The organism is Halalkalicoccus subterraneus (assembly GCF_003697815.1).
Classification (GTDB): domain Archaea; phylum Halobacteriota; class Halobacteria; order Halobacteriales; family Halalkalicoccaceae; genus Halalkalicoccus; species Halalkalicoccus subterraneus.
In genome coordinates, this window is record NZ_RDQG01000021.1 from 35,113 (window position 1) to 47,351 (window position 12,239).

Here is a 12,239-nt window from a genome sequence, read left to right on the forward strand (position 1 = left end):
TAACAGATGAACTGAGCTAAAATCGATTCAGCGAAACGTTCCTCTCCGATTAACGTGAACGTTATTCTCGACCGAATTCCCGAATACCACGTGTTTCGAACCGGTATACTACCGTTTTCAACTCTGAGTCGGGTGTAGGAGATGTAGCCTCGTAAACTATCGTCCGGTTATATATCCTCGGCTAGCAGACTATGGTGTGAGGTACACTGAATGCATGATTTAACAGGTTTCCAGCGTGACCTACTCTTGGTGATCGCTGGGCTCGATGAACCGAAGGGTCTGGACGTCAACGACGAACTCGAGGAGTACTACGGGACTGAGATCCGCCACGGACGTCTGTATCCGAACCTCGATACGCTGGTTAACAAGGGACTGGTGAAGAAGGGCAAACACGATCTACGGACCAACAAGTACATCCTGACAGACCGCGGCGAGCGCGAGATCGAGGCTCGGCTCAACTGGCAGCTCTCGTATATCCCCGACGAGATCAAAAGCCGCCTCGAAGGTCTCCCTCAGATGCAGTAGTCGATCGCCCTCATGCAGACAGTTTCCACCCGTGTGCGATGGGGGGGAGAACGCTATTCGAGGTAACCGAGATCCGAGAGTCGATCCTTTACTTGCCCGTCCTCGGCGCTATTCGCCGTCGAATCCGAGTATTCGGGATACGTCTCCGAACCGCTGTCGTCGACCACCGGTAGGACCCGTCCGTCCATCCGGTCGCTGTACGGCACGCCCAACGCGGCACAGATCGTCGGACCCACGTCGAACAGGTGCGCGTCCGATAGATCCGCGTCGGTGTCGATCCCGTCGCCCGCGGCGACGACGATCCCGTCGAGCTTGTGGTTCCACGGTTCGGTCGGCGGCCCGAACAGTCCGTCGCGCAACTGGGCCGAGAGGAACTGCTCGAAGTCCTTCGGTACCGTCAGGATATCGACCCCATTCTCTGCGTACGGTCCCCAGAAGTACTCCTCGCGCGGGGCGACCTCGCCGAAGACCGGATCCCCGTCGGGGGTTTCGACGCCTTCGAGCCGCTCGATCAGCTCGTCCCGTAACGCCTCGTACTCTCCTCGCGCAACGACGCCCTCCGGATCGCGCCCTTCGAGGTTGATTCGAACCCCGAGCTCGGTGCGAGCCCGCATGTATGCCCGTGATTCGGGGAAGTCGACCTGCTGTGCGCCGGTCCGACTCACGCCGGAGGGCGCGTAGCGCCGGGCGAGCGACCCTAGCCCGAGTCGATCGAGGACGGCGATCGCACGCGACGGGGTCAGGCCCGTCTTTGCGACTGCGGCCACGGCCCGTTCGATCCGGTTTGGCTCCCAGGTCGTCCGCTCGTCGCCTTGGCGCAGCTGTTCGCGGATCGGGTTCCACGACGGCATTCCCTTTCCGCCAGCCGACGTTTCGACATATCCCTCGCGCCGGAGGTACTCGTTGATGCGGAACTCGTAGTTCTCGTAGGGACCGATTCCGTGATCGCTCGCGATGAACACGCGTTTCGGCTCGCACTCGGCCATGATCTCGCCGATCTGCTCGTCGGTCGTCTCGTAGATCCGCCTGACCTTCTCGTGATCACCCTCGAACTCGTGAAAGACCGTATCGGTCTTCTGAAACTGGACGAACCCGAAATCGGGTTCGTACTCGTCGGCGAGGTAGCGAAACGCTTCCCCGCGCATCCGCGCCAGCGTACAGTACTCGTCCATCTTCTGTGTCTCGCTGTATTCGAGATCGCCGCGCGAGTAGTTCGGATACACCCTGTACTCACCGATCGCTTCCTCGACATCCTCGAGGAGTCCCTTCGGATGTGTGCCGGGGTTTTCGGGGCCGATGAACCCGGGGAGGATCGCGCCGTCTATCTCGTCGGGGGGATGGGTGACCGGGACGTTAACGATCACGCTCGAGCGGTCGTGTTCGTCGAGCAGCCGCCAGAGGGCGTGCTCGCGGACGTGGTTTGCCGTCACGACCTCCCAGTCATAGCCGTCGTAGTCGACGAAGCCGAAGACGCCGTGCTTGCCCGGGTTCACACCCGTGTACATGGAGGGCCACGCGCTCGGCGTCCAGGGGGGGATCTGTGATTCGAGTGGGCCGCTCGTGCCCTCCTCGATGATCGACTCGATGTGCGGAATGCTGTCGGTTTCGGAGAGGCGATCGAAGACGGGTTGGCAGGCAGCGTCGATCCCGATCAGAAGTGTGTCCATTCGATTGCTCATTGCGTCCTTGTTTTCCGTTTGGTGGTCATCTGGTTAAAACACCGCCCTCTGTATTTCGCGTGTCCGTGGGTCTCGATCACGAACCCGCCGTTCGAGTTCACGCGTCGGTATCCCCTTCACCTTCGAAAGTGACGCCGCTGTCGGCATCGGTATCGACGTCCCAGGTCGCCGTACACATCGTTACATCGCTGTTGTCGTAGGCGTAGTGTCGCTCGGGCCCACAGAGTTCGCTTCGGCTGATGCCGGGAGTGACGCTTTGCTCGTCCTCAGCGACGAAGAACGTACCGCCCGTGCTTTGGTGCTCCCGATAGATCACCGTCTCGGAGTCGCGAAGGCCCTGGTCGGTGACGTTCGTCGCGACCGCAGGTCCGGGTCCGGCCCGTGAGAAGACGGTGTTGTACGGATGGTCCGTGTGATAGACCTCGCCCGCCTCCTCGTCAACCGGACGGATTTCGCCGATCGTATCGACTGCGCTCAGCTCGGCTTGGTTGTAACTGTACTGGGTCTGGGCGTCGGGGAATCGTGGGTTATCGATCGTGCCGTCGGTCGCGGCGAACGACACTACCGGGAACGTGAGGGCGAACACGAGCAACACGACGAGAACGACCGGCGTCGTCAGGCGGCGAGAGAGGTACGCGACGCCGACCGCCGCAAGCAGGCCCATCGGAGCGGCGAGGAAGGCGTACCAGCGCTGAGGAATGAACGTCCGCACGCCGAACATGGGAAAGCCGAGGATGAACACGAGCATCACGACGATTGCGGCCCCGCACATGATCGCTCCATGAGTGATGTTGCGTCGTCTGAGGACGTAGAAACAGCCCACGACCGCGAGGGCGAACGGAATGAGGAACACCGCCGCGTCGATGTACTGGACCGCCTGTTCGATCAGCGTCGGGTCGAGGGCCGATTCCGAGCGTGATCCCGTCGTGTCGCCGAGGCCCGCCGATTGCTCGAGGGTCACGCGAAAGAAGCTGAACGTCGTCGCGAGGAACGTATCGCCGTTATACGGCGTCAGCGACCACATGAACGTGATGAATCCGAGGTCGAACGCCAGCAGTCCGGTGAGGCTCACAGAATCGGTGCGTCCGGCGCGGAGTCCACGAAACTGACTCGGCGGGCTGAACAGTTCGAAGCGCAACAGGAGGTGTGCGAGCAGTCCTGCACCCGTCAGGATCAGCATGATGAACGCCGAGATCTGGTGGGTGAGGATCGTCGCGACGCTGAGGAGGACGATCAGGGTGAACTCCCGGCCGCCCGGAGTGACGTCGAGCACCCTGACGAGCAGATAAAACACGCCGAGGAAGAAGATCAATCCGAGCCCGGTCGGGATCAGATGGATCGACCACTCGACGGTGTGCGCCGAAATCGCGTAGATCGCGGTCGCAAACAGGCTCCAGCGTGCGGAAACGAACAGCCGCGACGCGATGTAGAGAAACACCGGTGAGAACGCCATTGCGAATCCGATCGAGAGGAACAGTCCGTCTCTGACCGGGATGTCGCCCAGAATACTCGTCGCGGCGACCGCGAGGTGGAACAGCGGCGACGCGTAGTACTTGTTCCCCTCGAGGAAACCGAGCGAACCGGTTTCGACGATGGAGACCGTCCACGAGGGGACGTGCGTCCAGACGTCGATCCCGATGAACCCGGGGGTCGTTAGCAAGGCGATATACCGGATGGTGAACGCGAACGCGAGGATCTGGACCATCACCAACCACGGCACGAAGTCCCGCTCGCGCGTGAAGAAGATCTGTGCGAAGATGGTGATGCCGATGACCGTTGCGATGGTGTAGAACGCCGTCGTCCGACCGCCCTGATAGAGCCCGAGGAAGATCAACAGGCCGGTTCCGAGGATCGTCACGCTCGGCAGCAGTCGACCCGCCCACGTCGGAAGCGCTGGAAGCCCCTCCGTGTTGTTCGTCCGGACCGCGAGCAGGTATATCACGGAGGCGAACACCAGTGCGAGGGGAATCGCGACGATGTAAAAGTTCGACGCGACCAGTCGAAGCGGTAACAGCCCGATGGCCAGTACGAGCGCGAGGATCGCACCGATCACGTCGAAGCGCTGTGTCGAAAGCCAGCCGTAGAACCGGCCGCTAATGGCCACGGCGGTCACCTCGGGTCGACCGCCGACCGCGGGTCTGACAGTTCATTCGTTTGTTCCGTATTGAAATTCGTCAACGTTATATTTCTTTTCAACAAGCTGTTCGTGCATAAACCGTCTCGTTCGCTCCAGTTCGGCCTCGACCTCGTTCGAAAGCCGGGTCTCGAAGTCGGCGTCCTCGTCGCCCCACAATCCCGGATGCGTGAGTATCTGGAGCTTATCGGGGAGTTCGCCCGCGAGCGGATGTTCCTCGCGCCAGCGCTGGTTCGAGTCGCCACGGTAGGCGATGTCAGTGAAGAACCGCTCCTCGTAGGTGCTCGTAAAGCCCTCGAACGACCGCCGAAAGAGCCACTCGTCGGGTCGGTGAAACGAGACCGCTTCGCTCACATTGCCGACGGCACATGCCAGTGCCTCGCGCTCTTCAAGGACTCGTTCGGTGACAGCAGTCGAGGACGCCTCGCCGTCCCAGTACTGGTGAGTACTGAAATGGATGCCGATAGTGTGTCCCATCGATTGCAGTTCCCCGAGCGCGCTCCTGATAGGCTTATAAAAGACGTTGTACAGCGGGCAGTTCAGCAACACGAAGTACGTCGCTTCGATCCCCAGATCGGCCTCGATCCGGCCCATCTCGAGTGCCTTCCGTGGCGAGAAGTCGATGTCGTGTCTGACGATCATCTCGCCGGGTTCGAGCGGGTCGTCGTAGTCGGCGGGGGTGTAACCCGCATCGAGGAGGTCGGTGAGAAATCGTTCGTACCAGTCGAAGGTGAACTCGACCGGCTCCGTCGGTTCTCGTCTGGAGGGGCTGTGAGTGTTCATTGCTCTGTGATGGGCCGGGCCGGCGTCCCGACGACGGTCGTATCGTCGGGGACGTCCGAGAGGACGCCCGCGTTCATCCCCACTTCGGCGTCATCACCAATGGCGATGTCGGTTGCGACCGAGACGTGCGGATGGATCGTCACGCGCTCGCCGACGGTCGCACCGCCCGAAAACCCCGATCCGTAGGCGACGGTAGTGTCGCTCCCGATCCGGACCTGGTGGGCGAGGTGGACCTGCCCGCTCAGTTTCGCGCCGTGCTCGACGACGGTCTCGTCGAAGACCGCGCGGTCGATCGAGCTGTTGGGGCCGACCTCGACGTCGTCCTCGATCAGGACGTCTCCGTCGTGAATCTGCCGGTGGAGCCGGCCCGCCTCCTCGCGCGCGAAACCAAATCCCGCACTTCCGAGGACTGCGCCGGCTCGTATCGTGCAGTCGTCGCCGATCTCGACACAGTCGGCGATACGTGTCTGTGGACCGATAACGCACCGCTCGCCGATCGTCGCCCCCTCCTCGACGACCGCAGTCGGGTGGACCCGTGTCTCCCCGACCCGGTCCATGAAGAACTCGTTTGCGGCCCTGACGAACGCGAGCTTGGGCTCGGGGACGAACACGAGTGTTCTCCCCTCGACGGTTCCGATTTCGGGCGGACAGACGATCGCGCCAGCATCCGAACTCCTGACGTACTCGGGGTCGTCGTAGACGCAGAACGCGAGCTCGTCGGTGGTGGCCGAGTCGAGTGCGCCGACACCTTCGACGGCCGTCTCGGGCCCGACGTGCTCGCCGTCGACGAACGCGGCGATCTCGGTTGACTGAATCCTCACTGTAGTCTCACTCGCAGTCGTTTCGGGAGGTATTTTATTATCCCGACTCTAACGGCCGGCTGTCGAAGCACCTGCTCCGGTCACGACCACGGGAACCTGTCGCTGTGGACACAGTAGACCCCCCATAGTAATGGCCCGTGATCCGAGAGCTACCGACGAGATCTGCTCTATCATGTATAACGACAAAACGATCGCCGCCGTGATTCCGGCGTACAACGAGGAGCCGTTTATCGGTGAGGTCATCGAGACCCTCCCCGAGTTCATCGACCGCGCGTACGTGATCGACGACCGCTCGACCGACGATACGTGGGGCGAGATCCAGCGCAAGGCCGAGGCCGTCAACGATGAGGGCGAGACCACACTCGATCGCGTCGTCCCGATTCGCCACGCCGAGAACAAGGGCGTCGGCGGTGCGATCAAGACGGGCTACCTCCACGCGCTCGACGACGAGATGGAGGTCACGGCCGTCATGGCGGGCGACGGCCAGACCGAACCCGACATCGTCGAGCGGATCGTCCGTCCCGTCGCCGAAGGCAAGGCCGAGTACTCGAAGGGGAATCGCCTGCTCGGGGCCGAACGCCGCGACATGCCGTTGTTCCGGCAGATCGGGAACTTCACCCTGACGCTGATCACGAAGATCGCGAGTGGCTACTGGAAGATCATGGACCCCCAGAACGGGTCGACCGCGATCTCCTACGAGGCGCTCGACAAGGTGGGGATCGAGGACATGTACGAGGACTACGGCTACTGTAACGACCTGCTCGTGCGCCTCAACGCCAAGAACATGCGCGTCGCCGACGTGAAACGCCGCGCAGTCTACAAGGACGAGGAGAGCGGCATCGACTATAAGACCTACATCCCGAAGGTATCGGGGCTGCTTCTCAGGGATTTCCTCTGGCGGCTTCGCGTGAAGTACCTGATCCGGGACTTCCACCCGCTGGCGCTGTTCTACTACGTCGGCGCGGCCTCGGCGGGTATCGGGCTGTTTTCGGCGCTCAAATCAGCGCTCGATCGTGAGGGGACTTCCCGGGGGACCTCGATCGTCTTGTTCGTGCTCGGCTGGCTGTTCATGCTGCTTGCGATGGTCTTCGACATGGAAGAGAGCAAGGACCTCGAAGTCCTGCTGTACGACGAGTAGGAGTAGTCGCGCCGAGTCGACGATCGACCGATACGGTCTTCGAGTCGAAATCGCCGCTGTTCGTTCAGTAGTGGTAGACCGTCTCGCGGACGCCGCCCTCGACGTCGATGCCGTCGGCGTCGACCGAACCGGCACCCGAGGTGACCGAAACCGCGTCGCGTGCTCCGCCACCGCTGATCGAGCAGTCCTCGATGCTGACCGATTCGGCACCGGACATCACGCGGATACACTCGGTCTGGTTAATGGACATGTAGATGTCGAGGCCGCTGATCTCGATGTCTCCACCGTCACACCGGACGGGCCGCTGGCCGCCGAAGCCGGAGATCTCCTCGTCGTACTCGAACTCCGCGTTCTTCAGCGAACAGCTGTCGCCGTCGAGTCGAACGCCCGCGACGTTGGTGTTCTCGAAGCTCCCACCCTCGACGTGGACCTCGCCCTCGTCGCTTGAACAGTAGATACCGTTGTCGGGGAACGGCCCGATCTGGCAGTCCTTGATCGTGACGCTCCCGGAGTGATAGTCGCTGACGAGCAGGCCGGTCCCGCCGCGGCCGCCGGAGACGTCCTCGCCGCCGTCCGAGAGGTCGACGTTCTCGACGAGGCCGTCGCCGCCGCTGTTCTGCATGCCGACGAGCATCGGGCCCTTGCTGGCCGTGTCGTGTTTGCCCTCGACGGTGAGGTCACCCGCGTACAGGTCGTTTCCGGCCTGCAGTTCGAACACTCGACCGCCGGTGTTGCTGCCGGTGATGTCGACGGTGAAGCCCTCAACGTGGAGGTCGTCGATGGGTGAGCTGTAGGTACCGAGTTTGAAGGTGTAGCCGTCGGTCGGTTCTACCTTGATCGTCGCGTCGTCGCCGACCATCCCGAACTTCGAGTAGTTCGTGAGTCGGACCGTCCCGCTGATGCGGTACTCGCCCGACGGGAACTTCACGAGCGTTCCGTCGCCGGCGACGTCCTCGAGAACCGACTCGATCGATGAGCCACCACTATTGTCCGCACCGGCCTCGACGATGTCGACGACCTCCGAGTATCCGGACTCGTCGGCATCGACGTCCTCGTCGGCGTCCGACTCGGAATCGGATTCCGAGTCGTCGGTGTCGCCGAAGTCGGCCGGCTCGCCGTTGATCGTTACCGTGACCGAAGCGGACGATTCGAAGTCCGAGACTTCGCCGGAGAATGCATACGAGTCGGGTTCGTTGGTGGTTCGTCCCTCGACGGACGTCCCGTCGATTGAGTCATAGGAGTTGATCGTCGCGTCGTTCGCGTCCGATTTCTCGATGTCACCGCTGACCGAGAACTCGTAGTAAGCGGTCGATCCCTCGCCCGAGACAGTGATTACGTTCTCGCCATCGGCGCCAGCCAATGAACCGAGTGCTGGCGTCGCTGCGATCCCCGCAAGTGCCCCGATATAACTGCGTCTGCTGACAGAACTGCGCTCTTCGTGGTCGTTATCTCGCATTCCGATAACATCACAACGGTGGTCGGTACTAATCTTTTCGGAATCAAGATAGGCTCAAAAATTGGTAATATAACCCTAATTATCCTCTATATGATGGTTTAATCGACGGACAGAATCCTTCTTAGAGGGATGTGGACGATCGACAGAGCTGATCCACTCATGTCGAAGATGAGGGAGTTCCGGTGGAGCCGGCCCCTGAGAGAACCCTAATCCGGTTACTAATTCTGATTTGCAACTCCATAATGTAATTTATACAATATATAAGTAAGACGTTACGAATGGACGGAGCAGACGATGGCTAACACGCTCGGTGACCGTCCCCATCGGCGCTCGTTCTTGCGAGCGATCGGTGCTGGGGCGGCCGCGATCGGCGTTTCCGGTGCCCTTTCGGGGACTGGAGCCGCTCAGGACGAGGAGACGGACGACGAACCCGCCGGCTACCTTTCGATCATTTACGATGACGGTCCGGCCGAGGACTACGATATGTACCGGATCCACCGGGAGTACGATGCTCCCGGCTGCACCGCAGCTTGTTCGGGCTTGGTTGACTCGGACGAGAGTTGGCTGACGACCGAGCAGCTCGAGGAGATGTCCGATTTCGGTTGGGAGGTCATGTCTCATACGGTAGATCACCGTCCGCTGGGCAAGGTGTCGATCGAAGCCGACGTCGAGGCGGACGACGACCGGATCTACGCTCAGACCAACAACCAGGGTCGCTTCGAAGGTGATCCGATCGTCGTGCTCGACGGGGAAAGCAAGGCTAAAGCGACCGTCGTGGGCAACGGCGAGGACGATACCGGTCTGTACATCGAACTCGAAGAACCGATCGGCCAACGCTTCGATGCCACGGAGGCGTTCGTCCGATACACGGACGAGTTCATCGAGGAAATCCTCGCGAATTCGCGGGCCCAGCTCGAGGAAATCGTCGGCGAGGGATGGATCACTGGATTCATCTATCCCTACGAGCGCAACGACGGGTTCGTGAGCGAGGCGATCTCGAATCACTACGACGCGGCGCCGCGGCGCGATAAGGCCGGCGGGCTCAATCCCGAGTCCAGTATCGACCCGCACGCTCTATCCCGGGAGTACATGGAGACCGACCGTATGGACGAGGACGAGATCGAGCGGTTCCTCGACACCGTCGCGAACGAACCCGACTACGGGATCCTCGCTGGTCACAGCCAGTACGATACCCTGCCACCGGAACGTCTCGAGTTCGTCCTCGAACAGGCTCAACAGCGCGACATCCAAGTCGTCACGGTTCAGGACGCACTCGACGCCTTCGGCGTCGTTGACGCACCAGAGCGAAATATCGAGGACGAAACGCCGGACGATGCTACTACCGACGAGGACAACGAAGACGGTGGACGTGCCACCGGTGGTGACGAGAGCAGCGAGGAGGACGAACCCGATGGGTTCTTCGCTCGCATTTTCGCTTTCTTCCGGTCGCTGTTCAACTAGCCTATTATATATCTCATTCTACAATATTCATTTAATTTATAGAAATACTTAATAAATTCTGGTAACGAACGTAGTGGTCGTAGGAGATAGACGGTGACTTCCAATACAGGCCAGGCCCAGCGGGTCGTTGATACCGTCGACCTCATCTCGAAGAAGTGGCATCCGGTGATCATCCACCGGCTGCTCGAAGAGGGAGGGCCGTTACGGTTCAATGAGATCAAAGACCGCGTTGATGGCATCTCCGCGAAGGTCCTCACGGACAGTCTGGCGGACCTGACGGAGAACGAACTGTTGTGTCGGACCGTCGTGAGCGAATCACCGCTTCGCGTCGAGTACGAACTGACGAACACGGGACGAGAGCTTCAGGACGCGCTCGAAGCACTCGCGGCGTGGGGCGATCGACACCTCGATCCGGACCCCGATCCGACCGTGTTAATAGTCGACGACGACCCACGGCTGGTGAACATGCACGCCAGCTGGCTCGACCCCGATCACACCGTCAAACGGGCGTACGACGGCGAGGAGGCGTTCCGACAGCTCGATGAGTCAGTCGACGCGGTGGTGCTCGATCGTCGAATGCCGGGCGTCTCCGGCGAGGACGTCCTCGCGCGGATCCGCGAGTGGAACCTCGACTGCGGCGTCGTAATGCTCTCGGCCGTCGAACCGGACTTCGATATCGTCGATATGGGGTTCGACGATTATATCGTCAAACCGGGGTACCGACACGAGGTTCGCGAGGCCGTTACCGACGTTCTCGCGCGCGAGATGCATGACGAACCCCTTCGGGAGTACCTCGCACTGTCGGCCAAGGAGTCGCTGTTGCGCGCCGAGAAATCCGACGTCGATCTCGCGGCTAGCGACGAGTATACCGCACTCAGCGAGCGGATCGCGTCGCTCGAATCGAAACTGGACGACCCGTCCGAGGCCGCTGACGACGCTCGACTCCGGGCGATCGTCAACGACGGGTCCTGATCCGACTCGAACCTCGACGGCTCACGCACCTTCCATCGCCAAACTGACCTGTTCCGATATTTTTACAAGCAATAGTATAATATATAATATAGAAACCACACCGATGCGGTCAGTCGGTGGCTGTCCAACCCGGTACCCCGCAATCAATGAACTCCGTCCACACGTTCGAATCGGTGTTCCTCATCGAGGACAACCCCGGCGATGCACGGCTCATCGAGGAGATGCTCCGGGACTCACGAGAGGATTCCCCGATCGAACTCGTCCACGAACCGACCCTCGAGAGCGGCCTCGATCGGCTCTCGACGACCGACCCGGACGTGCTGTTGCTCGATCTCCGTCTCCCCGACAGCACGGGCCTCGAAACGCTCGAACGTGTTCTCGACGCAGTCGAGGTGGTGCCGGTAATCGTCCTGACGGGAATGCCCGAGACGAAACTCGGTATGACTGCCGTCTCACACGGCGCTCAAGACTACCTCGTGAAGGACGACGTCACCTCTGAGGTCCTCGTGCGCACGATCCGCTACTCGATCGAGCGCAAGAAAACCGAGCGTGAACTCCGGATGCGAACGCATGAGCTCACCATCCTCAATCAGCTCACTCGACACGACATCCGGAACGACATCAGCCTCGTCGTTGGCCGCGCCCGTGAGGTGACCGAGTACGTCGAACCGCGGGGCCAGGACGCCATCGACGAGATCATCCAGTCGAGCAACCACATCCTCCAGATGACCCGGACTGTGGGAGATATCGTCGAGACGGTCACCGACGACGAGGCGGTCGATCTCTACCCGGTCGCGCTCGCGGACGTACTCGCAAGCGAGATCGACAAGGCCAGGGGGCTGTATCGCGACGTCGAGCTCTCGGCCGACGGCGACCTCCCGGGGATTCGGGTGCGCGCGAACGACCTCCTCTCCTCAGTAGTTGGTAACCTGATCAGCAACGCCATCTTCTACAACGACAAGGAGGTTCCCGTCGTCACGATCTCGGTCGACGCATCGACCGAGTCTGTGGTGCTCCGGGTGGCGGACAACGGTCCCGGGATTCCCGACCGGCGCAAGGAGCGCATCTTCGAGGCGGGCGAACAGGGAATGGCGAGTTCGGGAATGGGGATCGGGCTCTCGCTGGTCGACCGACTCGTTACCCGGTACGACGGCGACATCTGGGTCGAGGACAACGATCCGGAGGGATCGGCGTTCTGTGTCGAACTAGCTCGGATCGCGTAGCCCGGATCTTCCATCTATCATCGTTTGCGACACTGATAATAAGATAC

General features: G+C 61.1%; 10 protein-coding genes. 5 read left to right on the forward strand and 5 right to left on the reverse strand.

What is annotated here, in order from left to right; all coding sequences use genetic code 11:
- Positions 1-210 precede the first annotated feature (210 nt).
- A complete protein-coding gene (locus EAO80_RS05690) occupies positions 211-525 on the forward strand; it encodes a helix-turn-helix transcriptional regulator (RefSeq protein WP_122088962.1) in 315 nt (104 codons plus the stop codon).
- 53 nt (positions 526-578) lie between these two features.
- Here EAO80_RS05690 and EAO80_RS05695 read toward each other — a convergent pair whose 3' ends face one another.
- The 4 genes from EAO80_RS05695 to EAO80_RS05710 form a co-directional block, all read right to left on the reverse strand.
- Positions 579-2,192, reverse strand: a complete 1,614-nt coding sequence (locus tag EAO80_RS05695; RefSeq protein ID WP_245998477.1) for an alkaline phosphatase family protein — start codon at positions 2,190-2,192, stop codon at positions 579-581.
- A gap of 109 nt (positions 2,193-2,301) precedes the next feature.
- The gene (locus tag EAO80_RS05700; protein WP_122089007.1) at positions 2,302-4,308 is read right to left on the reverse strand and encodes a hypothetical protein; all 2,007 of its coding nucleotides are present in this window, start codon (positions 4,306-4,308) and stop codon (positions 2,302-2,304) included.
- Positions 4,309-4,350: 42 nt separating this feature from the next.
- Entirely contained in the window at positions 4,351-5,121 is a 771-nt protein-coding gene (locus tag EAO80_RS05705) for a polysaccharide deacetylase family protein (RefSeq protein WP_122088964.1), read from the reverse strand.
- Positions 5,118-5,942 (reverse strand): LpxD N-terminal domain-containing protein, encoded by an 825-nt coding sequence (locus EAO80_RS05710; protein WP_122088965.1) that lies wholly within the window; start codon positions 5,940-5,942, stop codon positions 5,118-5,120. Before EAO80_RS05710 ends, EAO80_RS05705 begins: the two co-directional genes overlap by 4 nt.
- 172 nt (positions 5,943-6,114) lie before the next feature.
- Between EAO80_RS05710 and EAO80_RS05715 the strand changes: the two genes are divergently transcribed.
- Entirely contained in the window at positions 6,115-7,080 is a 966-nt protein-coding gene (locus tag EAO80_RS05715; protein WP_122088966.1) for a glycosyltransferase family 2 protein, read from the forward strand.
- A 64-nt stretch (positions 7,081-7,144) separates the two neighbouring features.
- Here EAO80_RS05715 and EAO80_RS20245 read toward each other — a convergent pair whose 3' ends face one another.
- Positions 7,145-8,536: a hypothetical protein gene (locus tag EAO80_RS20245; RefSeq protein ID WP_245998479.1), complete on the reverse strand. Its 1,392-nt coding sequence runs from the start codon at positions 8,534-8,536 to the stop codon at positions 7,145-7,147.
- A gap of 294 nt (positions 8,537-8,830) precedes the next feature.
- On the opposite strand from EAO80_RS20245, the gene EAO80_RS05725 reads away from it, so the two are divergent.
- The 3 genes from EAO80_RS05725 (at position 8,831) to EAO80_RS05735 (ending at position 12,192) form a co-directional block, all read left to right on the forward strand.
- Complete coding sequence (locus EAO80_RS05725; protein WP_245998482.1) at positions 8,831-9,997, forward strand: polysaccharide deacetylase family protein; 1,167 nt, start codon at positions 8,831-8,833, stop codon at positions 9,995-9,997.
- Positions 9,998-10,090: 93 nt separating this feature from the next.
- Positions 10,091-10,969, forward strand: a complete 879-nt coding sequence (locus EAO80_RS05730) for a winged helix-turn-helix transcriptional regulator (RefSeq protein ID WP_122088967.1) — start codon at positions 10,091-10,093, stop codon at positions 10,967-10,969.
- Between the two features lie 146 nt (positions 10,970-11,115).
- Positions 11,116-12,192, forward strand: a complete 1,077-nt coding sequence (locus EAO80_RS05735) for a hybrid sensor histidine kinase/response regulator (RefSeq protein WP_122088968.1) — start codon at positions 11,116-11,118, stop codon at positions 12,190-12,192.
- Positions 12,193-12,239 lie beyond the last annotated feature (47 nt).